Genomic DNA, 24322 nt, shown 5'->3' with positions numbered 1-24322 from the left:
TTTAAATCAACGGCTTTTTTTGGTGCATAGCGTGCTTTCTTTGCAGGGTTGATTCCCCATGCCGTTGCGAATTCCATTTTTATTCCCGGTTAGTCTTTGAGCTTAACTTAATGACATTGATCTAATCCCTCGCGCTTTCGATTCGTCTTAGTTTCTCAGTATCCCGAGCTGGAGATGAACCGAAGAAGCGGGAGTACTCTCGATTAAACTGTGAGGGACTCTGATAGCCAACTTGATATGCGGCACTGGCTACTGCATAGCCCTCAAATGCAATGAGGTTTCTAGCTTCCAAAAGCCTCAACTGCTTTTGAAATTGAATCGGACTTAAACCCGTTGCACGTTTAAACTGACGGTGAAAGGTGTTTATAGCCATACCAGATTTTGATGCCATCTCACCGATGTCTATTGGCCTCATAAAATTATCGCGAAACCATTTTACAATTTGAGAAATCTTAGAGAAATCACTTTCCCGCAGACCCAGTTGCCTCAGATACCATCCTTGTGGTCCCATCAGAACGCGATAAAGGATTTCGCGTTCATAAGCCGGTGCAAGAGCTGGAATATCTCTTGATGTATTCGTTAATCGCAATAAGCGCAGCCATGCCTCCATAAATTCAATATCTATTTCACAAGCTGCGAACTGCTCAGAAGAAGTTGGTATTAGATTTTCAGGCAGATCTCTTAATAAACTCTGAAGAACATTCTGATTCAACGCAAGACCAAGGGACATGTAAGGACGGCCATCACGGTCTGGATGTACACTCGCCGTTGCGGGAACATGTACCGGCAGCACATAATACGAGGGCCCCTCCAGGGTAGTGCTGCGCTCCCCGATTGAAAGAATCTTTGTTCCTTGAACCGTAAAACCGATCATCGGCTCGTAGAGCGCTGCGAGCTGATGTGCGGGAATATCTCCCTTAATCATGCTCAGCCCCGGTACTCCGGTTTCAATCGGTCGAGTACCTGCACTTTTCATTAAATCAATAATTTCATCTAAAACTTTATTCATGCACTTATTTTATCACATGACTCCTTATCCCTCAACACAACTCAGAAATGCACCGGCATTTTTAGGCTCTTCTTATAATAAAGAGAAGGGATACTCCTGGTTTATCGAAATCATACATGGTGGTTTTAGGCAATTAATAGGCATTATTAAATCTATATTATTTCAGCAGAAACGACTAAAATAAAATCCAGATCGAACACAAGAAAGGAAGGATCTTATGAAAATTGCAATCGTAACAGGTGGAAGCAATGGCATTGGGAAAGCGACGGCTCTTGAGCTTGGCAAGCGCGGAATTAGCGTCATTCTCACATACAATTCCTATAAGGACCGGGCAGAAGCTGTCGTTAAGGAAGTTGAGAAGAATAAAGGAGTTCGGGCTGTAGCACTGAAGTTGGATCTGACGCAAATATCAACATTCGAAGGTTTCGTTCTAGAAGTAAAAAAGAGCCTCAAAGAAATTTGGGACAGAACGACTTTCGATTACTTAGTTAATAATGGCGGTGTTGGCGGACCCATGATGTTCCATGAGATGAGCGAAGAGTACTTCGACAAAATTCTTAATACGAACTTTAAAGGACCGGTTTTTTTAACACAACACCTCGTCCAATTCATGGATGATGCTGGAGCCATCGTAAATACCACGAGTTCATCCAAGAACCAATCGTTTCCAGGATACTCCGCCTACGGCTCGTTAAAAGCAGCATTCTCAACCTGGACTCGCTATATCGCCAAAGAACTTGCACCTCGCAAAATTCGGGTCAACGCCGTTTCTCCCGGTCCTACGCACAGCAATTTCGGCGATGGAGTATTCGATAAACATCCCGAATTCATCAAGCCGCTGGCTGAGCAATCTGTATTTGGCAGAATCGGCCAACCAGAAGATCTTGCGAAGGTCATTGTGAACGTATTGTCCGATGATTTCGGCTGGGTTACAGCCCAAGACATTGAAGTGTCTGGCGGACATTTGCTTTAAGAATGTGAGGACGGTAAGAGAGCCGAATCTTGAAGAAACGACGGATACTAAACATTGATAGACATTTAACCAGTTCCCACACATTTTAAAATCAGGAAGAAAGAAGATTATATTTCAATCTAAAATGACCAAAGAAAAAGACGTGAGAGCTTTGTAAGCTCTCGCGTTTTAATATTTCATCAATGTTTATTTTAACTCGATACCTTCTGTTTAGCTTTCTAAAACTAATTTTAAAATTTTGGGGGATCGCAACAGAACTACAACTTCTGTATGCACTGTCCGGAAAGCCAATAAAGTACTTGGAGCAGCTGGTTTTTTTATGAGAAAAATGGAAGTGAGAAAAACAACGACAAATAATAAGGCACATGATTGTGACACAATCCATATAGATTCATAGTCTATAAGGGCTTTAGTCGAGTTACTGACATATGTACAAAATACGAGTTTTGTGAATATGATATTATGAAAGGAAACGTATTACTCCTTTATTGTCGGGAATCTTTATTGTCCAGTGACAACAAGTTTGCCGTCTTGAGGAATGTCCTAATTGGTTTTTCAACCTAGGCACATCATTGTTCTCTAAGTGATAATGCGTTGCAAATGAATGTCTCAGAGAATGCACGGTTAAAGCTGGCTTTCCAAAAGCTGTAGCGTATTTTTCAATCAGTTTCTCTATAGATCGCTGAGTTAGGCGTCGGCTTTTTCCTTTACGACCTATGGGAGCTGCAATAAACAAAAAGCTTTCATTTTTTTCTGGGATATATCTGGATTCTCTAATCTGCAGATAATTTTCTAAATCTAGTAACGCTTGCTTGCTGAAATATACATATTGCTCTTTATTACCTTTTCGTATAACACGCACCAAAGCTTTATTCATATCCAAATCTTCAATGTTAATTCCTGCAACCTCAGAGAGCCTAAGACCAGATCCTAAAATGAGGGAAACAATAGCTGTATCTCGTTCACGGTTAAATTGATGGAAATTGTAAATACGTTTATTCTCTTTATTGATTTCTCCGAAATCATGAGCTATAAACTGCCTAAGCTTCGTAATTTAGCCTATACGTGTCCGCAATCCAAAATTGAAGAGTTTAAACGTAGGCTGCTGCGGTCCGAACCTTCCATATAATATGCTCACCTTGCTGCGAAGAAGCACAATGCTTGATCCAGTCCTCTTATCAATAGTAAAAAAAGAGAAAGAAAAACAAAAAAATCCTAAGACTTTCTTTAGGCTCATCAAAACGCTTTGGCTGCCAATATGGCTTGCCGGATTGCTTGCTCCTTTATGCTCTGTGCTTGGTCTGGCTGCTCACTGATACCTTCAACAAAAATAGCCTGCACATCGTCAATGCCCAGCAAATTCATGATAGCTTTTACATAACTGTGGCTGTACTCGACATCTTTAAACTTCCCGTGGGAGAGAACCGAGCCTGAAGCCTGAATGTGCATCACTTTTTTGCCTTGCTGAGTCCCTGCCAAACCGGACAACCCCCGCAGCCCATTATCGGATCGCTTAATGGTTTTTCCTATAACCGTAACCGCGTCAATGTACGCTTTCAAAACCGACGGGAAAGAATAATTCCATACCGGATTGACAATGACGATTTTATCCGCAGCCATGAATTGATCCACAATCTCGCACATCCGCACCGATTTGACCTTCGACTCCTCGCTCAGTTCATCGAAAGAAGGACCGCTTGGCGGTTGCCCCCAGCGGCTTAGAAGATCGGCGTCGATTTGCGGAAGATCCATGCGGTACAGATCCAAATGAATGACTTCATCTCCTGGGTTGGCCTCCTGATAGGTTTCGATAAACTGTTTGCCGACCGATAAGCTGTAAGTACCGTCTTTGAAAGGATGAGCGGTTACGTACAATACAGTTGCCATGATAAATCCACTCCTTTGTTATGATTGAAATAATTCAGGATTCAATGCTTGAATGTCGTCGGCGAATTCACTCCGCTCTTTGCGACCCCAATCGTCTGCTACAATTTCATAACGATCGTCTTCAATGCCATCGATAGCTATTTCGTCAGAGATAGCCTTGGGTGTCTTTATGGGGTGGTACCAGCGTTGCTGACACCACCCCTTTATGGACGAAATCCGCTCGAATTTGTAGACCCCTGAATAGACGCAGACCATGACGGTATCCCCGTCTTAGTAATAATCGCTTACTTTGCTTTATATCTATCCCACTCACTACCTAATTGGGAAATACATTTTGGGCAGCTTCCTCGTATCGGATACAAGTACCGATATATGGAAACCCGGACGCTTCCGTCCACTCTGCATCCTCAGCTAAACATTGAATACTTGGGCGGTGTTTATAAAAACTTCGAGTTTAAATTAGACATTGTTCGTCTTTTCTTTTTTTGGTTTAAAATCAGCCTGTGGTACATTCTGAGCACCTTCTCTCACGAATTCCGGGATTTGTCGTTGTAATGATAACCTTTACAACAACTTCAAAAAATGATGTCCCCTCTTCCACTTGATATGCTTTGCAAGCTTGGAAACTAACTCATACACCTAGCCAAGCTCGCTTCCATTGCATTTTAGGCTCGTCTAAAGTTCAGCTCCAGAACGGCTTGAATTTTTGCGCCGACCAAACAATCGGGATTCGGCTGTTCATGCATATGGAAGAGCTTCCTCCTTCATGACTTCCACTGCCCGATAAACATTCAGCAGTCGAGCCCTATAAGCAAAAAAGTGTCCCCTATACCGGCTCGCACACTCGCCAATCCCGCTTTCTTTAGCTGCACGAGTATTTTCCGAATATTAACCGGATTCGTACCGACGATATCGGCGAACCATTCCGAGGTGCAGTGCACATTCTTGGCAGTAGCTAGCAAGGAAATAATGTGAACCGCCATTGAAAATCTGCTGCTTATTTTCATAACTGACTGCTCTTCGATGAAACTATTATAGTTACAGATTAAAATGAATGTCAAGAAGGGTTTTGAAACGCAAGCAACAAGTTTTTTTGACTTTTAATAGTCGTTCATAAACTGCATACCCCAAAAAACAAAAAGAAACCGTTTCTTTGGTAAAATGGAGGTGAGACTCACCATTTACGAAAGTAACGGTTTCTTTTGTACATTCAATATACCAAGGATTAACTCCATCTGCTAATGGACTGTAGGACGATATTCCTGCCATCACCTTGTTCGTGTTGTCAATGAGGGTCAATCGTTTGGACGACCAGATCTTCAGAGAGGCTTACCCAGGTGGAACTCCATCCCAAAATGCTCACCAAAGTCATCATTTACACCTACACGCAGCGGATCTATTCCTCCCGTCAAATCGCCAAAGCGATTGCCCAGTAAACTCAGGCAAATCGCGCCAAGTTGTTCGCGAACGGATAATTCATAACATGCCATTCAACATTTAGCGGTTATCCTTCCAGGTCGGTCTTCCTACGTTTTTCATTCAGGCGGTAATAATTCTTTTAGTCGGTTCCATTGATGGTCTCTAATTCGTATCGTCTTATTATATAAAAAGTTTATCATATTCCCGCCGTGTTGGGTGTCTCACATCTAGGTTTCTAGCGAATATGCAAGAATTTGGTCTTTCGTTAGACTCTTTCCTTTGTTCCAAATATCACGCATTTCCTGTTCATTTAAAACATGTTGAAGATCAAGAAGCGCTACATTATGCTCCACGGGAAAATTCGGAATGGCTGCACCTCCGAAGCTTTCGCGACATTTCTCAGCAGCACTTAGAAGGATGGTCGCTTCTGGATAAGCCTTCTTTGCCCAAAACGCTATAGCCAGTCCTTCTATTCCACGAGAGAGAATCCATGTCCCTTTGTAGATTTGGCTAATCGTAATACTTTTTTTGAAGCATTCAATGGATTGATCGATCTGCCCAAGTTTCAAGGCAGCATAACCGAGACTTTCGTACGGACCGGATACTTCCCATTTATCCTGAACCAATTCGAAGAAGTACACACTCTCTTTTAGAAGTATAGATGCGTCATGAAACTCTTTTTGTTCCAGCTTTAGCTTTCCGTAAGCATGCAACGAAGCCGCCAAATTCCACATGTCCTTCGTTTCCCTCGCTATATCAACGCTCTCCTGAACCAGAGGCTCGGCTTCTTCCGAATGTAGCTGGTTGATGTAAAGAAATGCCATGAGACGAAGAGAAGAGGCTAATAGTGCAGAATCATTCAGATCACGGGCGAGATCAACGCTGCGTGCAGCTGAAACCATGGCATCTTTAACGTTTCCTTGGACGAATTGAATGACGCCCCGCCCATGCAGTGCTTTGGCAAAATCTCCACCAGGCAGTTCTTCATGAACAGTACTTTCCAAAAAACGATTAAGCCAAAACAAGCCCTCCTTTAACCCGCCTTCATGAAGCCAGAACCAGTAAAGGTTCGAAACCATATGAAGCCCAATCGGGTTGGCATGCGCGTTTTCATAAGACCATTGCATGACTGAGCGCAGGTTTGCATATTCCCGTCTCACTTCGTCAAGGCAGGCATTACGCTCGCGAGTCCTGAACTTGGCTTCCGCGCGATTCAAAATTTGGCTGTAATATTGAGCATGACGTTCAAGAAGAACATGTCTGTTACGGTCGTCAGTTTCCTCCCGCATCTTCTCGTCAGCATATTCCTTAATGGTTTCCAGCATGAAATAACGGATGTAGTGGTAGTCATCACTGATTTCGATTGAGACGAGTGACTTGTTGGCCAGTCCAGATAACAGATCAAGCATATCTTCCCGGACAAGTTTATCATCAACGATGGACGATATGGGTTCGCAACTACAGATCTGCTCCACTGCCTCCAACGTAAACCCTCCTGAAAATACACTGAGCCTCCTCAGGAGCAGTCGCTCTTTGCCGGTTAATAGATCGTAGCTCCAATCGATTGTAGATTTCAGCGTTTTTTGCCGCGGCACAGCATTTCGTTTTCCCGCAGTCAATAATGTCAGCAGACTCGCCAGACGCTCTTCCATCTGTTCCAATGTCAACATGCTCATTCTGGAAGCCGCAAGCTCAATGGCTAACGGAATTCCTTCTAATTTTCTGCAAATGACACCGACAAGCTTCAAGTTTGGCAGCGTGAGCTGAAACTCAGGGGCCGCCAAACGCGCACGTTCCAAAAACAGTTGCACGGCTTCAAATTCCTTGATTTCTTCTTCGGAGAGTTCGCCCAGCGAATACTCCTTCCCTGGAAAGGATAACGGGGGAAGCCGATAGACGTATTCCCCAGAGATGTTCAAGGATTCCCGGCTCGTGACCAGGATGCTTAGTGCTGGCGCAGCCATCAGGAGTGATTCGGCTAAAGCCGCGCACGCATCAATGACGTGTTCGCAATTGTCGAAAATAAACATTATTCTCTTGTTGGACACAACATCCAATATGGTTTGGAGATCCGTTCGATTCACTTGATTTTGCAGTCCCATAGTGGATAAAAGAAACTGGCCCAAAAAATGGTGGTCCTTCACGGCGCCGAATTCAAACATCCAAATACCGTCCGAATACGTTTCTGCAAGCGTTGAAGCGACTCGAACAGCAAGAGACGTTTTTCCTATTCCCCCGGGACCTACGATTGAAACAAGGGAATGAATCTTCAGCCGTTCTTTCAGGTCGGCCATGGGCTGGCTTCTTCCTACAAAGTGAGAAAGAAGCTTTGGTAACGGAATTTTGCTTGCAACCGAAACGGCTTGCGTGGCAACCCGCCCTTCCTGCGCGGAGCCTTCAAACAAAGCTACGGTTTCAAACCAGGTGACATCAAAATCCGGAAACTCCCGTTTTGTTGCAGAACGCGCTTCTGAGAAACGTTTTACTGCAAGCCAAAGCTCCTCAGCCTCTTTCCGCTGAGCCCCCTCCAAGAAGAGCCCTTCTTCCAAAAAGACTTGAATCAAACGTTTAAGGCTCCCAGCGCTGGGAAGACGATCTCCGCTCTCCCACTGTTGCACAGTTCGTGGATCGACACCAACTTGCCTTGCCAGGTCAACTTGCCGCATTCTTTTGGAAAGGCTATGTCTAGCGGGCCTGGAACGAATTTTTTTAATCCAATCATGGGGCCAATCTTTTGAAGATTTTTCATCTTCCATTTTATCACCTGGCTTCAATAGTTTGAGCATCTCTGACACGTACAAACACGAACTCATGTACATTCGTGTTCAGGATTTTAACAGATAAAATAAAGCATATCAACAAAAAAGGAGGGAATCTACATGCCTTTAACGCGTATCGTCACGTTGGAAGGACGTTCGAGCGAAGCTAAAGCCCGTATTAAAGAGGTCGTCTCCCAAACGATCGTGGACAAACTGCAAGTACCTGAAAATGATCGTTTTCTGATTATCGAGGAACACAACCAGGAGAACTTCAGCTTTGATCCAAACTGTCTGGACATTGAAAGAAGCGATGGATTTCTCATCGTTCAAATCATCCTGAATGCCGGCAGATCGTCCGAAGTAAAAAAAGAGTTCTATGCGGCATTAGCTGAACAACTGCATCAACAGTGCAACATTAGAACGGAAGATGTTTTCATCAATTTAATTGAAGTCACGAAAGACAACTGGTCTTATGGCAACGGCATCGCCCCATTTATTGTTTAATTCGTAATTCTTCATAAGAGAGAGGGAATTTTAACTATGTCGACTGTTCTTTATATCACTGCGCATCCCGGTAATCCAGAAGCATCTTACAGCCTTTCCGTTGGCGAGCAATTTGTACAAGCCTATCAAGATAGCCACCCGGAAGATAAGGTTGTACACGTAGACCTGTATCAACGAAACATTCCACATATCGACGCAGATGTGTTGGAGGCATGGGGCAAGCTTCAAACGGGAGCATCGTTTGATCAATTGACTGCCGCGCAGCAAGAAAAAGTAACCCAACTAAATCACTTGCTTGAAGAGTTTGTCGCTGCGGACAAGTACGTGTTCGTTACACCAATGTGGAACTTCTCTTACCCTCCAGTATTGAAGGCGTACATTGATTCCTTTTGCGTCAGAGCCAAAACGTTTAAATACACGGAGAACGGCCCCGTTGGATTGCTGCTTAATAAAAAAGCATTTCACATTCAAGCTAGCGGTGGCATCTATTCGGAAGGTCCTGTTGCGGAACGTGAGAATGGAAGCCGTCATTTGAAGACTGTTTTGAACTTTGTCGGCGTAACAGACTTCGACAGCCTGTTTGTGGAAGGTCTGTCCACGGCGGGAGAACGCGCTCCCCAAATCAAAGCCGATGCAATCGAAAAAGCCCGCAACGCTGCGAAGAATTTCTAAAAGTATTTTCCGATAGCGATTCAAGCATGCTTTATTACTTTCATGCAAATAAAACTCTCATAGGGTTATGAGAGTTTTATTTGCATCTTCCATTGAGGATCTAATGAGCATTAAAAATTGACAACTCATTCGGGATGTCCGAGAGGATGAAAAATATGACAAACACACGGGCAGGGGTTACGCTGACTCGCGGAAGACGTGTGACAGTGATCGTTATTTTGGGCGCCTTGGCGGCGCTCGCTCCGTTTTCCCTGGACATGTATTTACCCACGCTACCGACATTGGCCAAGGATTTACAGGCTGCACCTTCCATTGCCCAACTCAGCCTGACATCCTGCATGCTTGGGCTTTCGTTCGGGCAATTGGCAGCGGGGCCCCTGAGCGATATTCATGGTCGCCGAAGGCCGTTGCTTGCGGGGTTGATCCTATACGTCATCGTATCCGCGTGGTGTGCTATAAGTGGATCGATATGGACATTTATTGCGCTGCGGTTTGTTCAGGGTCTGGCAGGAAGCTTTGGGATCGTGATTTCCCGAGCGATTACGAGGGACCTCTTTTCAGGGCCGGAATTAACCCGATTTTTCTCGCTCCTAATGCTGGTGAACGGGGCGGGGCCGATCTTTGCACCGATCGCTGGTGGACAGCTTATGCGCGTTTCTTCCTGGCAAAGCATATTCTTTGTGTTAAGTCTGATCGCCGTAGCTTTATTTTTTGCCGTGTTCTATAGCCTGGAAGAAACGTTGCCTGCTGAAGGAAGAGCTAAGGGCGGATTGAAACAAACGCTTTTCACATTCCGTATCCTGAGCAAAGACCGGACGTTCATGGGCTACGCATTATCGCAAGGCTTTGTCCTTGCTGCGATGTTTGCGTATATATCAGGTTCAACGTTTGTGATTCAGGATATATTCCGAGCTTCTCCGCAACTGTTTAGTGTAATATTTGCCCTGAATGGGTTGGGTTTGATTGTAGCGGGGCAAATTACGGGTAGACTATCTGGTAAGGTTAGTGAGCATAAACTATTCGTTAGCGGAATTTCCCTGGCTACGCTTAGTGGTGTGGCATTATTAGTAGAATTATTATGCGGCGGTGGACTATACGCTGTGCTGGTGCCATTATTTATCGTGGTATCCAGTGTCGGGATCATAACGACAACGGGATTTTCCCTAGCTATGCAAAAGTACGGCAATGCTGCAGGAAGCGCTTCTGCCCTGCTTGGCTTGATTTCGTTCATATTAGGGGGGCTCGTAGCGCCCGTAACCGGTATTGATGGAGGGCAATCTGGAATTCCCATGGGACTGGTTATTGCCTTTTCTAATATCGCGGCAGTGGTTTGTTACGTCACGTTAATCCGAATACACCCGGCATCGCCAATTCAACCAAAGGGGGAAGAAAAATGAAAGTATCTTATCATGGACATTCGGTTGTAAAAATCGAAACCAATGGCACAACCATTCTTATTGATCCTTTTATTACAGGCAACTCCAACACCGATTTGGAAGCAGCCAACGTGCAGGCTGATGTAATCCTTCTGACCCATGGCCACGGGGATCATGTTGGAGATACTGTGGAAATTGCGAAACGAAATAACACGCTGGTCATTGCATCGGCAGAGCTAGCGGATGTTCTCAGTTGGAAAGGTGTACGAACCCATGCCATGAGCATTGGGGGAACCTACCAATTCGAATTTGGAAAAGTGAAATTAACCCAGGCTTTTCATAGCTCAAGCCATGTTAATCCGGAGACCAAAACAATCATCTATACGGGAATGCCTACAGGGATTCTGTTCACGGCAGAGAGCAAAACGATTTACCACGCAGGAGACACAGGTTTGTTCTACGATATGAAGGTGATTGGAGAACTCAACAACATCGATTTGGCATTTCTCCCGATCGGAGACAACCATACTATGGGACCAGAGGATGCTGCACTGGCAACTGAATGGCTTCAAGCGAAACAAGTTGTGCCGATCCATTTCAATACGTTCCCTTATATCAAACAAGACCCTCAGTACTTCGCTTCGCTTTTAAAGGAAGGGGTAGGGAAAGTGTTGGAACCGGGAGAAGGGCTGGAGTTGATTCCCTGAATCCATTCATAAGGATCAACTTATATAAGTATAAGTCGCTACTTTAATAGCTGTTGCAATCCCACCCGCTAAACACTTCATGACTTATGGTCGGTCAAACCGAAAGTTAAGTTATTTCTATTAGTGGGCGCTCTCCCCTGTTGGACAGCGCCCGCTTTTGATTTTTTGGATTTACTCTGAACAAATGTAAATTCGTTATTGTTGAGCATACTTTTGCAATGAAGTTCATTCATTTATGCATAACTTGAAAATAAGTTTGCAGCTTCCATTTTCTTGTTTTTATTTTACTCTCCTTCACTCTGCGCTTGTAGAAATTCTAGGACGATTGTTATGTAAAAGTAAGGCTTCCCTAATGGATGGGCAACATCGCCTTGGAGGAATCAAACGGTATACCGAAGAGACAAATTCTGAATTAAACATCCCCTTTATGACGTACCACTACCTGGATGATGATGAAGAAATCAATTTGTTTAATACAATAAATACTAAGGCGAAAGGCATAACTTCTTCATTAAGCAAATATCTTAAAAGGGAGACAGATGAATTAATTTGGATTGCAACAGAACTCTTAACTAGACCAGATTACTGGCTAACCTGATCATACGAACGAAAGAGCCACCCTACACCTGGGTGACTCTTTCGTATTGCTTATTTGAAATCATTAATGAGCAGACGGGGCGGAGACGGATTTCATCAAAGCATTTTGTTTCGCATAAAATATAAGATTGTCTGGATGAGGAACGTATGCCTCCTCCAGTTTCTCGATTTCTTCGTCAGTCAATCGAACGTCCAGTGCCGCTACTGCGTCGGTTAAATGCTGCTTTTTCGTAGCTCCTACGATTGGAGCTGTAACAGCATCTTTTTGCAGCACCCATGCCAATGCGACCTGAGCACGAGGGATTCCACGCGCTTCCGCTACCTCATTCACCGATTCGATGACTTTTCGATCTGATTCTGCTGTTGCCTGGTATAGAACTTTGCCAAACATATCGTTGTCCGCACGAAAACTTGTTTCATCCCAGTTCCGGGTCAATCTGCCTCTGGCCAACGGGCTCCAAGGAATCACACCGATTTTTTCCTCTTTGCAAAACGGCAGCTTTTCCCGTTCTTCCTCTCGGTACAATAAGTTCAGATGATTTTGCATACTGACGAACCGGGTCCACCCATGGCGCTCGGCAGTATAAAGCGCTTTTTGAAATTGCCAGGTATACATGTTGGAAGCTCCAATATAACGTGCCTTGCCAGCTTTTACAACGTCATGCAGCGCTTCCATCGTCTCTTCAATGGGCGTATTGTAATCCCAGCTATGGACTTGATAAAGATCAATGTAGTCTGTGCCCAGTCGTCTAAGGCTGTGATCAATCTCCGTCATGATGGCCTTTCGGGAGAGACCTACCGCATTTTGTCCTTCTCTCATTCCAGCAAACACTTTGGTTGCGATGACCACTTCATCTCGGTTGGCAAAGTCCTTTAGAGCCCTGCCAACAATTTCTTCGCTGCTGCCTTTCTGATATTCATTTGCCGTATCAAAAAAATTGATACCCAGATCAAGAGCCTTCTTAATCATGGGACGACTTTCTTCTTCATTTAAGGTCCATTGATGTCTTCCACGTTCAGGGTCGCCATAACTCATGCAACCGAGAGCTATACTGGAGACATCTAGGCCAGTATTGCCTAACTTCACATATTCCATTAGTATTTTCTTATCCCTTTCTATTAAAAATTATTCAGCTTTCGTCTCAAAATCGGTTGAATACGCAGTGTCCTTTTGTCCTTCAAGCGCCGCCAAGCGAGAGCTTAGACTTGTATGAATCGCATCGTATGCATCGCTTCCCAACGTTAATCGAAGCGGCGCGTTTTCCTCATCTGCTACGTCGATCATCGCTTTAACCATTTTGACAGGGTCGCCGGGGGTATGCCGATCGCTCGGGTGTTCGGCCATCTGTCGCATATAGCCAACTGGTGTCTGGGCGTAATCTTCAATCCCTTCTGCCACAATCAAACTGCTTCCCGAAAAGTTGGTTCGAGCTGACCCGGGCTCGATCAAGGTCGCCTGGATATTAAAAGCAGCAATTTCTTGCGAGAGAGCTTCAATGAACCCTTCTACCGCCCATTTAGACATATTGTACATGCTTAATGCAGGAATTCCCGTTTGACCAGCCATGCTGGACAATTGAAGGATGCGGCCGCCACCTTGCTTACGAAGGTGAGGCAAGGCTGCGCGCGTCACTTGCAGGGAGCCAAGGATATTCGTTTGAATAAGATGGTTTAATTGCTCGTTGCTTACTTCTTCAGCCGCCCCAAACAAACCATACCCAGCATTATTGACGATGACATCAATACGGCCCAATTCTTTGAAAGCGCGATCGATCACTTGGTTAATCGCATCTATATTCGTTACATCCAACGTAGCGATCCAAAGTCGATCTCCATATTGCTCTCTCAAATCATCCAGTGCTTGGGGTTTGCGAAGCGTGGCTGCAACCCGGTCTCCTCTCTCCAGTAGCATTTCCGTCATGATTCGTCCAAATCCGCCTGATGTACCTGTAATAAACCACGTTTTCATTTATGATTCCCCCATATTTTATTAAAATTAGTTTTGTAATGTTATAGTCAGCCTTTTTGCATTCTTCAAGCTTCCGTCGTTTCAAAATCAGTTGAATACGCAACTGATTTTTGTTGCTCCAGTGAAGCTAAGCGCGCAGTCAGACTTTTGTGAATCGCCTTGTATGCATCGCTGCCTAACGTTAACCGGAGAGGAGCGGTTTCTTGGTCAACTGCCTCAATCATGGCTTCAACCATTTTTACCGGATCACCCGGAATGGAATCTCCTCCATATCCGCTAATCAAGCTACGCATATAACCGACGGGAGTACCTTCGTATTCAGACATAGCATCTGCCGCGACCATCCCTTCGCTCCCAAAGCTTGTCCGTGCACCGCCTGGCTCGACCAACGTCCCTTGGATGTTGAACGGAGCAACTTCTTGCACAAGGGCTTCGAAAAATCCTTCAACCGCCCACTTCGAGGCGTTGTACATGCTGACAGCGGGCATCGCAACCTGACCTGCCATGCTTGAGAGTTGCATAATGCGTCCCCCTCCTTGTGCACGCAGATGCGGGATTGCGGCACGTGCCACTTGTAGCGAACCCATAAAGTTTGTATTGAATTGATGTGCAATTTGCTCGTCACTAACTTCTTCTACTGCTCCAAACAAACTGTACCCGGCATTGTTCACAATCACATCAATACGTCCCAACGCTTCAAACGCCTGATTTACAACTTCCCGAATCGCGGAAACGTCCGTGACATCCAGAGTAGAAACCCATAGCTGTTCACCGTATTGCTGCTTTAGATCATCCAAAGCATGTTGCTGGCGAACCGTGGCTGCAACTCGATCCCCACGCTGAAGCAGTTTTTCTGTCATAATTCGCCCAAATCCTCTTGAAGTACCGGTAATAAACCACGTTTTCATGAATCGTTCGCCTCCACACCATATATTGTTATCCTACAAGAAGTATAATATCATACCGAATTAACTAAATCAACTAAAATAGTTAACTTGGTTTTTGTGGTTTATATAATTCTAAATCATGTTATAATATCATTTATATAGATAGGGGGAGAATAATGATTGACAATCAACGTGACGAAACACGACGAACGATGATTTATCGGCTAATTCACCGGGCTCGCAAGGAAAGCCTGACTTCTATGCGTGCCGAAGACATGGCCAAGTGCATGGACGTAAGTAAAGTAACGATGTACAAATACTTCTCGTCCAAGGACGACATTTTGGCTTCGGTCATTTCTAACTTTAAAGATTATCTTCGCAATGAAGACATTTTTTCTTTTCATGAGGATGACTCCGTGATTGATCGCTACCAAAAGACCTTTGAGCAATCACTAATGATCAATTTTTATTTTCCAGAGCATTTTTTTGAGGATTTTAAAAATTATCATCCACCTCTATATGAAGAGATTGTCGATGCACAGCATTTTCGCTTCATTCAGCTCGAAGAATTGTATCGGTTGGGTTCGGAAAAAGGGATCTTCCACCCGGTGAACGCTGCAATATTCGTCCTGGATGACCAACTCATTTTACGTCGGATTCTTGATCCTTCCTTTCTGATCCGCCATAATCTGCTGCTACAAAGCGCCTTAATGGATTATTACAATATGCAAAAACGAAAACTTCTGAAGGACAAGTACCTGCACAACTTGGATGACTCTCCTATTGAAGAGACCGTACGTTCCTTTGTTACCAAAAATTCACGCTATTTATAAGGAGAGAAAAAGCCGCCTTTGGGGCGACTTGGCATATACAGATATGAACCTGAAGATTATTGCTAATTGGTTGTTTATGTTTTTGAAGCGGCGGCCCGGCGTGTAATTTCGTCGGAATTGATAGCTTCCCAAGCTGGTGCTTTCTGGCGAGCCGCCTGAATCATGACATGAGCGACATCTCTGCTATGCACAGCCTTGAACCGGGAAAGCGAACCGATCATGAAGGGACGGAGTAATTGAAAGGCAATAATGCCCGCCTTCTCTCCAAGGCGTCTTTCCTCGCGGTCTCCGAGCATGAACGATGGTCGCAGTAAGACTACTCTCGGCAGACCCAGATGGAGCAAATCCCGTTCCACTTCCCCTTTTACACGATTATAAAAAAGTGTTGATCGCTCAGACGAACCCATGGCAGTTACGATTAGGAATTTGGCAGCACCGTGTTGCTTCGCTGCTTGTCCCAACGCCAAAGGATAGGCATAGTCCACCTGTCGGAACGCTCCCTGGCTGCCAGCCTGTCTAATCGTTGTTCCAAGCGCGCAAAATACGTCAGCATTTTTCAGTAATGCTCCATCCAACTCTTCTTGCAGTCGATCGAAAGAAAGCTGCTTCTGTATTAACTTCGGGTGGGACATTCCCATGTCACGCCGCACAAGCACAACGACGCGCCGATAAGCGGGATGTTTGAGCAGCAGCTTCACAAGCTGCTGTCCTACAAGTCCGGTCGCTCCCGCTACGACGGCTGTAGCTCCTTGTTTTTTTGCCATTGTCCAACCTCCTATTGCTCCAGGCATTCCTTGATTTCTAAACTCCTCCGTTCACCAATTTACGAGATAAAGCTAACAATTCATTCAAGATTGTATTTGCATGTTGCATGGAAGTGCTTTGCACTTTGACGGTATCCGAAATATGCTCTGTAGCCACATTGTTTTTCTCGGAAATCTCAGACAGCACATCGACCAATTGAACGATTTTTTCCTTGAATTGCGTGATTTCACCGATATCCCGATTAGCAGATTGAATTTCATTCGTTACAGTTGTAATCTCGGATTCGATGTTTTTGAATTTGTCCTCCAGTTCATCGGACAATTCCTTTTGAATTCCTGCAATGCTATTCACTTTTTCCATATTACGATCGGCTTGACAAATGCTATCATTGATATTCTTCATCATCATGTCAATTTCTTCCGTAGCTTTTCGGGACGTTCCAGCCAGCTTCCGAACTTCCATAGCTACAACCTCGAAGCCTCTTCCATGCTCACCCGCACTTGCTGCCTCGATGGATGCATTGAGAGCCAACAAATTGGTTTGATCAGAAACCGATTTAATCACATCAACAATCTTGCTTACTTCTTGCGCACGTTGCTGCAATTCAGCTACAGCGTATTGAAGATTGCGGGTTTCTTCCTTATTATTGGAAAGCATGTTATCCAGGATATGTATATGATTCAAGCCCTGAGCAACGGATTCCACCGAATGACCGATCTGGATTTGCGAATCCAGGTTTTCCTTGAACGTTTGGGCAAATTGATTACTGATACCTTCAACTTTTTCCGCAACGACATGATTTGTATTGAAAATATTTTCAAGATTTCCGACAAGTTCTTTCGTTTTTTGTGTCTCATTGTTCAACGCTCTCCGCTGACCATCGAAGTAAAAATAAAACAAGCTGACGCCTACGAGCGAACCAAAAAAGTTAAAACCGTATACCATTAACTCCACGGTCTGTGACACCTGAATTTGAACCCCTATGCTTGCGACTTTAAGCACCACAGAAGCAATAATGACAAGAGATGAGATCGCAATTTTGGCCCCTCTTTGCAACGTGTGAGAGAAAAATATTTGGGCAATCGTGGTAAACATGAACAGGTAGAAGCCCAGCGACCATCCTCCCGTCATGGTGGTGATCATTGCAAACATAGCAACTTCAAGGCCGCCCAAAAGTATGGCCATATTAGATCTTCCGATGTGGTTCCAATAAATGCAGACCGCGAAAATTAAGATCGAAAATAGATTGTATACAGCAGCGATCTTCAAATCCAGATATAAAAGCACAAATTCCATGAAGATATGTGTGGTTAAAAACATTAAAAAGATATATCCACTGATGGTGGAATCCGAACCTCCCGGTTCATTTACTTTCAATCAACGTTCAATCTTTTGCTGCGTTTTGATGAGTGGCCCTGTAGCCCTCCAGATACGATTGCATGGTGGTCAGGACATCTTGTTTGAAATCGCGTTTGAGTCCTTCCAGCCCTTGTTTTTCAATGATATCTACCACTTCGGGGGGCAGGGTCGCATTTAATTTGCACCCGGTAATGATTGACGCCTCGGCCTGGAACACATCCATCACTTCGGTTTCGGTTAGCGCGTTATGCTCACAAATGAGCGTGGTCATACGCCTCATCTGGACGTAAAGATTCATTTTCAACATAAGCATGGTCTCCGCGTCCACGTTTTTCTCCAGAACGGTTGTACGCATGGCTTCTAATCGAATGTACAGCGAGTTATGCTCGACAAGCTTCGAAAGTTCGGTTAACAAGAGATGTTTAAAATCATCGAAATCCCGGATGCGGCTTTCTACAATTATTTCAATGAGCCGGTTCAGCCTTTTCTCATATTCACGGCATAGAAGATTGAAAAACAAGGATTCTTTCGTTTTAAAATATACATATAAAATGCCTTTGGACATTTTCATTTCCTTCGCAATATCCGACATTTTAATCTGTTCATAGTCTGAAGAATGAAACATTTCCGCTGCTTGGTCCAAAATCGCTTGAGCCTTCAAAGCTTTGGCTTCATCTGTCATAGCACGTTTAGACATCTTCTCCCTCCATTTCAAATTGACATTTTTACATTGATTTGGAGTCAATGATGTATGTTTAGGCTGTGTCAACTCGTTGCGTGTCACAAGGTTCATTTTTGTCCGCGTATTCTTAAGGGGATTTCCTCAGACTCCAATACTTCGACAGCCGGTCCACTTTCGCGTGCTGTGATGATCATGGCTTTTGCGACATCCTCCGTTTTAATCGCTTTAATTCTGGAGAAAGGTCCGATCATTAGCGGGTCGAGAACTCGGAATATATAATTGGTTGCCCGATCTCCAAAACTCTCATCTTCACGATCCCCTATCAAGAGAGAGGGCCGCAAGAAAACGAGGCGCGGCAGCCCGAGAGCCAGCAGATCGCGTTCTGTTTCTCCTTTTACTCGTGTGTAGAACATAAGAGACCGTACAGAAGACCACATGGCAGTCACAACGATATAGCTGGCTGCTCCATGACGAAGCGCTGCTCTGCCCAGTGCTACCGGATAATCATGATCTACCCGGCGGAACGCTTCTTTGCTCCCGGCTTGTCCCATGGTTGTGCCTAATGTGCAGAAGACATCTGCGTCTTTCACCAATGCGCCATCCAATTGTTCCTCCAGTTGATCAAAGGACACCTGTTTCTGCACCAGTTTGGGATGGGATATGCCCATATCCCGACGAACAAGAACGATGACGCGATCGTAGGCTGGATGCTCCAGCAGAAGTTTGACAAGTTGCTTTCCCATCATGCCTGTCGCGCCAGCCACGATGGCAGTGACTGCCTCTTTTCGGGTTGCCATCTGTGTTCCTCCTTCTTACTGCATGCGAGAATTTCCTCCCCAGCAAGCAGTAAATTTCATTTTTCGCGATTCTTTAGTTCATACGTTTGAAGTATATTTACTATGGTTTAGCTGAACCGAGTGATGATCCGATCAAAGATACGATCTCCGAACACGGTTTTGATGAACACCATCGGTTTGGCACCGAATCCAATGAGATACCGTGTTTTTGGCCGTTTCACGGTTACGGCTTTGCCGATGCAACGGGCAATGACTACAGGTTTGGTCAGGTTGCTGCCGCTGTAGGTTTTCACCATATTGTCCGCCGATTTGTTGGCCCTTTGTTCATACGCTCCATGCGCGGAGGCTTTACGAAGATTTTCGGCAGCGATGGTTCCCCAATCGGTAGCGATCCCGCCCGGTTCCACCACGATCACGTCAATGCCGAACGGCGCTACTTCCAGACGAAGACAATCCGAGAACCCTTCCACTGCGAATTTTGTCGCATGATACCATGCTCCGAAGGAAGTCCACACTTTTCCACCCATGGACGACACGTTTACGATTTTGCCGAAGCGATGCTTGCGCATGCTTGGCAGCACCAATTGTGTCATTCGTGCCAGACCAAATACGTTAACCTCCACTTGGCGGCGAGCCTCCTCCATAGGCACATCCTCAACGGCTCCGTAAGAACCATACCCGGCGTTATTAACCAGAACGTCGATCCGTCCTTCTTTTTTCAGAATGTGATCCACACAATTCACCATTGATTCCTCGTCTGTGACATCCAGAGCGATCGGGCGTATCCCTTGTGTTGCCAGATCCTTCATCATTTCTGTGCGGCGAGCTGCCCCGTAAACGATAAATCCTTTGTTTTTCAGCTCAATGGCTGTCTCTTTCCCAATTCCTGCTGAAGCTCCGGTGACAAGTGCTACTTTTTTATCCATGTTGTGTTCCTCCATTCAATTAGTAATCTTGCGTCTATTATCAGTTAAAAAATTTGAGTATATGGATTGTTTTATTCTCTACAGTAAGAGGCTCTGTATTCCTGAACTCCCCAAACAAATTTTTATTAGCTGAACCGAGTGATGATCCGATCAAAAACGCGATCTCCGAACATGGTCTTGATGAACACCATCGGTTTGGCACCGAATCCAATGAGATACCGTTGTTTTGGCCGTTTCACCGTTACGGCTTTGCCGATGCAGCGGGCAATGGCTACAGGTTTCGTCAGGTTGCTGCCGCTGTAGGTTTTTACCATATTGTCCGCCGATTTGTTGGTCGCTTGCTTATACGCTCCATGTGCGGAAGCTTTGCGGAGATTCTCTGCAGCGATGGTTCCCCAATCGGTAGCAATCCCGCCCGGTTCCACCACGATCACGTCAATACCGAACGGCGCCACTTCAAGACGCAAGCAATCCGAGAAACCTTCCACCGCGAATTTTGTCGCATGATACCATGCTCCGAAGGAAGTCCATACTTTTCCACCCATGGACGACACGTTTACGATTTTACCGAAGCGATGTTTGCGCATGTTTGGCAGCACCAGTTGTGTCATTCGCGCCAGGCCGAATAGGTTGACCTCCACTTGGCGGCGAGCCTCTTCCATAGGCACGTCCTCAACGGCTCCGTAGGAACCGTACCCGGCGTTATTAACCAGAACGTCGATTCGTCCTTCTTTTTTCAGAATGTGTTCCACACAATTGTTCATTGATTCCTCGTCAGTGACATCCAGAGCGATTGGGCGTATCCCTTGCGTTGCCAGATCCTTCATCATTTCTGTGCGGCGAGCTGCCCCATAAACGATAAATCCTTTGTTTTTCAATTCAATAGCTGTCTCTTTTCCAATTCCTGCTGAAGCTCCAGTGACAAGTGCTACTTTTTTATCCATGTTGTTGTCCTCCTTTTAATTAATGACCTTGAGTCAATTATAAATGACCCTGGGTCATTTGTAAATAGAGTAATGGATTATTTATTTTAGGAAGTAACATCTATTCAGACGTTCAGGCAGGTGCCGTTAATTTTAGCGTAAACTTGGCCCTTCATTTCGGATTTGCTTGCTCTCCCTTAAAAGTCCATACAACAAAAATAAGCCGCCAAAAGGCGACTTATGAAAAATGCGTGTGTCAAGAAATGCATCTCGGATGTGTATTTCGGACTATACAATTCGATGACCAACTCTTAAATATGCTTGGCACTGAGCCACATACGTTCCTCTTTTTTATCTTTCGACGCGAAATCCTTCCAAATAGCGCTCCATCGTTGTGATTACGTCGGTTCTGAAATCCCGTTTGAATCCGTCCAATCTTTTTTCCTCAATACTGTCGGCTACTTCAGCAGGCATGCTAGATGATAGCTTGCATCCGATTATAATGGAAGCCTGCGCTTGGAAAACATCCATGACTTCGCTTTCTGTCAGCACGCCATTCTCGCAGATTAAAGAGTTCATTTTCATCATCTGGAGGTAAAGATTCGTTTTTAGATTGAGCATCATTTCGGCATCCACATTTTTCTCCAGTATTACTGAACGTATAGCCTCTAAGCGAATATATAAAGGTTTATGGTCAACCAGTTCGATCAGCTCGGTCATAATTAGGCGTTTGAAATCGTTGAAGTTGTGAATAGGTTGTTCGACTATTAGTTCAGTTAGCCGAATTAGCCTTATCTCGTACTCTCTACACAGTAGATTGAAAAATAAAGCTTCTTTAGTTTTAAAATAAACGAAAAGAATACCCTTTGACATTTGCATTTCTTTAGCAATGTCCGACATTTTAATGTGATTATATTCGGATTCTTCGAACATGCGAGCGGCCTGATCTAGAATGGCTTGCGCCTTTAACGCCTTCGCTTCATCTGTCATTGCACGTTTTGCCATAAAACTGCCCCCCCCAATTTTATAAATGTATCACCTTATAGAAATGGAGTCAAAACGTTCTATAACACGATGCTTTATGTATTTCAATTTAATGATCTTCTTAGACAATAATATTGTTATCTCCAATGATTCCAAAATCACGCACATTTATCGGTGATCAAATGAATTACATCAATTTGGGAGAAGTATAGGCAAGCCATAAATAACCAGAAGGTATAGTTTTTGAAAGGGGGTTCACATTTTGAACACCCATCATGCCTCATTCTTTGGAAACTATACGATCATTGAACCCAATATTTATTCTCGTCCCCAATCAACCGCAAATCCATTTATATATGTATTTAAATGATGCAAAAGAACCTTCAAAACCACTATGTAAGTGGAAATGAAGGTTCTTTTGTTAAATGAAATCATTTACAATTTGGGGGCCGAAATTTCCCAAATCGACTTTTGGGACAGTCCCTTGTTCATATGGAGCTTCCTTAATTAGCGATTTAAAAGAGCATCAAAAACAGTCAATTTGTTCGAAGCGCATTTAGGTGATTTTACTTATTAAATATGTTTTGAATGAGTTGTTCAACCACCGTGGATCTCAACCTTCAATCCTTTTTTAAACCGAACTAAGCACGTTGCAACAATCATCTTTGGAAATATCCAATTTGTAAGTAAAACAGGTTTCTTGGATAACTAAGCCTTTAGCCTTAACCCTACTGGGATGAAATATGAATACTCTTTAAATTCGGTCCTTCTGTGCCGGTCGTTACCACTTTTAATGTATTGATTCCGCTACTCATGGGTATCTGAATTGTTTTTTCTTCCCATATTCCCCAACTCCCAGTTGCATCAAAAGCTGCATCGCTAATTACCTTCGTTCCGTTCACATACACATCAAGATTCCTTATACCTCTCTCCAAAGCATATTTGAATTTAACATTTTTTGTACCTGCTAAGGCACAGTTAATGCTGTTCCACTGAATGGATGCCTCGGACATGGCAGTAAAGTCGACATATTGTATGGGTTTATTGTCCAAATAAGTGCTCTGTACTACGGAGTTGACCAATGTGGTATCCTTATCCGCTTCATAAGTGGTACCGCCAGCAGCCACCGCAGTGGCATTATTTTTTGTAAACTGCCAGTAATCGAAATTGAACAAGCTGTCTGTAGCGTTTCCGGTAAATACAAAGAAGACGTTGTGAATACCGGTTGCACCGCTTACAGCAGTTTCTAGTTCTCTCCAGGTTTGCTCTCCACCAGTTGAAGGTACGTTAAGCGTTCCTGCCAGCTTGCCTGTTACACTGTCAAGACGGACTTCAATTTTACCTCCTGTCACGGAGGCAACATTAGCTTTAAAGGTCTTGGCTCCTATGGAACCGAGGTCAGCGTTACCTACCGCAATCCAGTCTCCATTGTGAATACCAGTTACGTGCTGGTTGTTGACCGGACCGCCTGTCGCTGAAGATTTCTCAGTTAAAATTCCCCGGTTCCAACCAAATGTTTCTGCCTCTACTCGTTGATAGGGATCAAGATTGTCCAGTTGGGCTACGCCTGCATAATTGGCAGCAACCTCTTGAATGCTTCCATCTGCACGATGCACAAGCTTGTTGATATGGGGAGAACGGTATCCCTTACCTTCACCGAATAACGCTAAACTAACCGTTTGAGCATGGTAGGCTACATACCATTCCCCGTTAAAGTTGAAAACAGCATGATGGTTGTTCCCACCGGCCTTAAAAAAGGATGCTGGATTTTTCAGGAAATGTCCTGCGTACGTAAACGGCCCCATCGGACTTGTGCTGGTCATATACCCTATTTGCCCCCCTGGTATATTGGCAGGGTGTACGCCTCCGAAGTTAATGCAATAGGAATAGTAATAGATTCCTTTATATTTATGAATTCCTGAGTCTTCCAGGATAAATGGAGCATCAATCATAGATGCACTTCCAACAACGCTGGTCATGTCGGCTCCCAGCTTCAACACTCTGGCTGTTTTGGGATTGGCCCGTTGCTCTTGGGTTGGTGTAGAACCACCAGGAATGCCACCGCCGGTGTAGAGGTAGCCTGTGCCGTCGTCATCCACCAATACGGCTGGGTCGAAAAGCCATACAACATCAGACATGCCAGGTGTTTTAGTAGTAACCAACGCTTTTCCCAACGGATCTGTCCATGGCCCAATGGGGCTATCTGCTGTGAGAACACCGATACCACCGGTACCATTTGCGAAATAAAGAAAGAATTTATCTTTGCCATTTATCTTTTTAACTGCGGCTGGTGG

General features: G+C 44.5%; 21 protein-coding genes and 5 pseudogenes. 8 read left to right on the top strand and 18 right to left on the bottom strand.

Going from position 1 to position 24322, the window contains the following annotated elements:
* Positions 1-121 precede the first annotated feature (121 nt).
* Positions 122-1009, bottom strand: coding sequence for an AraC family transcriptional regulator (locus WG8_RS21500; protein ID WP_007432368.1), 888 nt, complete (start codon positions 1007-1009; stop codon positions 122-124).
* A 217-nt stretch (positions 1010-1226) separates the two neighbouring features.
* On the opposite strand from WG8_RS21500, the gene WG8_RS21495 reads away from it, so the two are divergent.
* Positions 1227-1982, top strand: a complete 756-nt coding sequence (locus WG8_RS21495; protein ID WP_007432367.1) for an SDR family NAD(P)-dependent oxidoreductase — start codon at positions 1227-1229, stop codon at positions 1980-1982.
* A 460-nt stretch (positions 1983-2442) separates the two neighbouring features.
* On the opposite strand, the pseudogene WG8_RS21490 reads toward WG8_RS21495, so the two are convergent.
* The 4 genes and pseudogenes from WG8_RS21490 to WG8_RS29610 all read right to left on the bottom strand — a co-directional run.
* Positions 2443-3024, bottom strand: a pseudogene (locus WG8_RS21490) (tyrosine-type recombinase/integrase); the annotation flags it as partial.
* 194 nt (positions 3025-3218) lie between these two features.
* On the bottom strand, positions 3219-3869 hold the full coding sequence (locus WG8_RS21485) for an FMN-dependent NADH-azoreductase (protein WP_007432366.1): 651 nt from the start codon (positions 3867-3869) through the stop codon (positions 3219-3221).
* Between the two features lie 290 nt (positions 3870-4159).
* Positions 4160-4290 (bottom strand): annotated as a pseudogene (locus WG8_RS29615) (nuclear transport factor 2 family protein); the annotation flags it as partial.
* 370 nt (positions 4291-4660) lie between these two features.
* Complete coding sequence (locus WG8_RS29610) at positions 4661-4876, bottom strand: Rrf2 family transcriptional regulator (protein ID WP_442950083.1); 216 nt, start codon at positions 4874-4876, stop codon at positions 4661-4663.
* Positions 4877-5110: 234 nt separating this feature from the next.
* Between WG8_RS29610 and WG8_RS29605 the strand changes: the two are divergent.
* Positions 5111-5302: pseudogene (locus WG8_RS29605) on the top strand (IS1182 family transposase); the annotation flags it as partial.
* 213 nt (positions 5303-5515) lie between these two features.
* Here WG8_RS29605 and WG8_RS21470 read toward each other — a convergent pair.
* Positions 5516-8044 carry an NB-ARC domain-containing protein gene (locus tag WG8_RS21470; protein WP_052310877.1) on the bottom strand — a complete coding sequence of 843 codons (2529 nt, stop codon included), beginning with the start codon at positions 8042-8044 and terminating at the stop codon, positions 5516-5518.
* A gap of 123 nt (positions 8045-8167) precedes the next feature.
* Between WG8_RS21470 and WG8_RS21465 the strand changes: the two genes are divergently transcribed.
* The 5 genes from WG8_RS21465 to WG8_RS21445 all read left to right on the top strand — a co-directional run bounded on the left by WG8_RS21465 (position 8168) and on the right by WG8_RS21445 (position 11904).
* Positions 8168-8551 (top strand): tautomerase family protein, encoded by a 384-nt coding sequence (locus tag WG8_RS21465; protein ID WP_007432359.1) that lies wholly within the window; start codon positions 8168-8170, stop codon positions 8549-8551.
* Between the two features lie 36 nt (positions 8552-8587).
* On the top strand, positions 8588-9223 hold the full coding sequence (locus WG8_RS21460) for an FMN-dependent NADH-azoreductase (RefSeq protein WP_007432358.1): 636 nt from the start codon (positions 8588-8590) through the stop codon (positions 9221-9223).
* Between the two features lie 146 nt (positions 9224-9369).
* Positions 9370-10620, top strand: a complete 1251-nt coding sequence (locus WG8_RS21455) for a multidrug effflux MFS transporter (RefSeq protein ID WP_157136353.1) — start codon at positions 9370-9372, stop codon at positions 10618-10620.
* Complete coding sequence (locus WG8_RS21450) at positions 10617-11306, top strand: metal-dependent hydrolase (RefSeq protein ID WP_007432356.1); 690 nt, start codon at positions 10617-10619, stop codon at positions 11304-11306. Before WG8_RS21455 ends, WG8_RS21450 begins: the two co-directional genes overlap by 4 nt.
* Before the next feature lie 235 nt (positions 11307-11541).
* Positions 11542-11904, top strand: a complete 363-nt coding sequence (locus tag WG8_RS21445) for a hypothetical protein (protein ID WP_198286470.1) — start codon at positions 11542-11544, stop codon at positions 11902-11904.
* Positions 11905-11967: 63 nt separating this feature from the next.
* Here the strand turns inward: WG8_RS21445 and WG8_RS21440 are convergent, their stop codons facing one another.
* The 3 genes from WG8_RS21440 to WG8_RS21430 all read right to left on the bottom strand — a co-directional run bounded on the left by WG8_RS21440 (position 11968) and on the right by WG8_RS21430 (position 14780).
* Complete coding sequence (locus WG8_RS21440; RefSeq protein ID WP_007432355.1) at positions 11968-12999, bottom strand: aldo/keto reductase; 1032 nt, start codon at positions 12997-12999, stop codon at positions 11968-11970.
* Between the two features lie 30 nt (positions 13000-13029).
* A complete protein-coding gene (locus WG8_RS21435) occupies positions 13030-13872 on the bottom strand; it encodes an SDR family oxidoreductase (protein WP_007432354.1) in 843 nt (280 codons plus the stop codon).
* A gap of 65 nt (positions 13873-13937) precedes the next feature.
* Positions 13938-14780 carry an SDR family oxidoreductase gene (locus WG8_RS21430; protein ID WP_007432353.1) on the bottom strand — a complete coding sequence of 281 codons (843 nt, stop codon included), beginning with the start codon at positions 14778-14780 and terminating at the stop codon, positions 13938-13940.
* Positions 14781-14935: 155 nt separating this feature from the next.
* Here WG8_RS21430 and WG8_RS21425 point away from each other — a divergent pair, with 155 nt between their 5' ends.
* Positions 14936-15592 carry a TetR/AcrR family transcriptional regulator gene (locus tag WG8_RS21425; protein ID WP_007432352.1) on the top strand — a complete coding sequence of 219 codons (657 nt, stop codon included), beginning with the start codon at positions 14936-14938 and terminating at the stop codon, positions 15590-15592.
* Between the two features lie 74 nt (positions 15593-15666).
* On the opposite strand, the gene WG8_RS21420 is transcribed toward WG8_RS21425, so the two are convergent.
* The 9 genes and pseudogenes from WG8_RS21420 to WG8_RS21385 form a co-directional block, all read right to left on the bottom strand.
* Positions 15667-16356 (bottom strand): NAD(P)H-binding protein, encoded by a 690-nt coding sequence (locus WG8_RS21420; protein WP_007432351.1) that lies wholly within the window; start codon positions 16354-16356, stop codon positions 15667-15669.
* A 37-nt stretch (positions 16357-16393) separates the two neighbouring features.
* Positions 16394-17542, bottom strand: a complete 1149-nt coding sequence (locus WG8_RS21415; RefSeq protein WP_007432350.1) for a methyl-accepting chemotaxis protein — start codon at positions 17540-17542, stop codon at positions 16394-16396.
* Positions 17543-17741: 199 nt separating this feature from the next.
* Positions 17742-18413 (bottom strand): TetR/AcrR family transcriptional regulator, encoded by a 672-nt coding sequence (locus WG8_RS21410; RefSeq protein WP_007432349.1) that lies wholly within the window; start codon positions 18411-18413, stop codon positions 17742-17744.
* Positions 18414-18505: 92 nt separating this feature from the next.
* Complete coding sequence (locus tag WG8_RS21405) at positions 18506-19195, bottom strand: SDR family oxidoreductase (protein ID WP_007432348.1); 690 nt, start codon at positions 19193-19195, stop codon at positions 18506-18508.
* Positions 19196-19302: 107 nt separating this feature from the next.
* Complete coding sequence (locus WG8_RS21400; RefSeq protein ID WP_007432347.1) at positions 19303-20121, bottom strand: oxidoreductase; 819 nt, start codon at positions 20119-20121, stop codon at positions 19303-19305.
* A 125-nt stretch (positions 20122-20246) separates the two neighbouring features.
* Entirely contained in the window at positions 20247-21065 is an 819-nt protein-coding gene (locus WG8_RS21395; RefSeq protein WP_007432346.1) for an oxidoreductase, read from the bottom strand.
* Between the two features lie 330 nt (positions 21066-21395).
* On the bottom strand, positions 21396-22049 hold the full coding sequence (locus WG8_RS21390) for a TetR/AcrR family transcriptional regulator (RefSeq protein WP_007432345.1): 654 nt from the start codon (positions 22047-22049) through the stop codon (positions 21396-21398).
* A gap of 707 nt (positions 22050-22756) precedes the next feature.
* Positions 22757-22969: pseudogene (locus WG8_RS29600) on the bottom strand (carbohydrate-binding protein); the annotation flags it as partial.
* A 201-nt stretch (positions 22970-23170) separates the two neighbouring features.
* A pseudogene (locus WG8_RS21385) lies at positions 23171-24322 on the bottom strand (glycoside hydrolase family 43 protein); the annotation flags it as partial.

Source organism: Paenibacillus sp. Aloe-11, assembly GCF_000245715.1.
Taxonomy (GTDB): domain Bacteria; phylum Bacillota; class Bacilli; order Paenibacillales; family Paenibacillaceae; genus Paenibacillus; species Paenibacillus kribbensis.
This window is presented reverse-complemented; position numbering and strand designations above follow the sequence as displayed.

Bases quoted from the DNA above. Each gene is read 5' to 3' on its own strand.
- WG8_RS21485 (WP_007432366.1), bottom strand. From the start codon at position 3,869: ATGGCAACTGTATTGTACGTAACCGCTCATCCTTTCAAAGACGGTACT.
- WG8_RS21495 (WP_007432367.1), top strand. From the start codon at position 1,227: ATGAAAATTGCAATCGTAACAGGTGGAAGCAATGGCATTGGGAAAGCG.
- WG8_RS21435 (WP_007432354.1), bottom strand. From the start codon at position 13,872: ATGAAAACGTGGTTTATTACAGGTACATCAGGCGGATTTGGACGAATC.
- WG8_RS21405 (WP_007432348.1), bottom strand. From the start codon at position 19,195: ATGGCAACCCGAAAAGAGGCAGTCACTGCCATCGTGGCTGGCGCGACA.
- WG8_RS21410 (WP_007432349.1), bottom strand. From the start codon at position 18,413: ATGTCTAAACGTGCTATGACAGATGAAGCCAAAGCTTTGAAGGCTCAA.
- WG8_RS29610 (WP_442950083.1), bottom strand. From the start codon at position 4,876: ATGAAAATAAGCAGCAGATTTTCAATGGCGGTTCACATTATTTCCTTG.
- WG8_RS21430 (WP_007432353.1), bottom strand. From the start codon at position 14,780: ATGAAAACGTGGTTTATTACCGGTACTTCAAGAGGATTTGGGCGAATT.
- WG8_RS21440 (WP_007432355.1), bottom strand. From the start codon at position 12,999: ATGGAATATGTGAAGTTAGGCAATACTGGCCTAGATGTCTCCAGTATA.
- WG8_RS21500 (WP_007432368.1), bottom strand. From the start codon at position 1,009: ATGAATAAAGTTTTAGATGAAATTATTGATTTAATGAAAAGTGCAGGT.
- WG8_RS21445 (WP_198286470.1), top strand. From the start codon at position 11,542: ATGCATAACTTGAAAATAAGTTTGCAGCTTCCATTTTCTTGTTTTTAT.
- WG8_RS21425 (WP_007432352.1), top strand. From the start codon at position 14,936: ATGATTGACAATCAACGTGACGAAACACGACGAACGATGATTTATCGG.
- WG8_RS21450 (WP_007432356.1), top strand. From the start codon at position 10,617: ATGAAAGTATCTTATCATGGACATTCGGTTGTAAAAATCGAAACCAAT.
- WG8_RS21415 (WP_007432350.1), bottom strand. From the start codon at position 17,542: ATGGCCATACTTTTGGGCGGCCTTGAAGTTGCTATGTTTGCAATGATC.
- WG8_RS21420 (WP_007432351.1), bottom strand. From the start codon at position 16,356: ATGGCAAAAAAACAAGGAGCTACAGCCGTCGTAGCGGGAGCGACCGGA.
- WG8_RS21460 (WP_007432358.1), top strand. From the start codon at position 8,588: ATGTCGACTGTTCTTTATATCACTGCGCATCCCGGTAATCCAGAAGCA.
- WG8_RS21455 (WP_157136353.1), top strand. From the start codon at position 9,370: ATGAAAAATATGACAAACACACGGGCAGGGGTTACGCTGACTCGCGGA.
- WG8_RS21390 (WP_007432345.1), bottom strand. From the start codon at position 22,049: ATGGCAAAACGTGCAATGACAGATGAAGCGAAGGCGTTAAAGGCGCAA.
- WG8_RS21470 (WP_052310877.1), bottom strand. From the start codon at position 8,044: ATGGAAGATGAAAAATCTTCAAAAGATTGGCCCCATGATTGGATTAAA.
- WG8_RS21400 (WP_007432347.1), bottom strand. From the start codon at position 20,121: ATGGATAAAAAAGTAGCACTTGTCACCGGAGCTTCAGCAGGAATTGGG.
- WG8_RS21465 (WP_007432359.1), top strand. From the start codon at position 8,168: ATGCCTTTAACGCGTATCGTCACGTTGGAAGGACGTTCGAGCGAAGCT.
- WG8_RS21395 (WP_007432346.1), bottom strand. From the start codon at position 21,065: ATGGATAAAAAAGTAGCACTTGTCACTGGAGCTTCAGCAGGAATTGGA.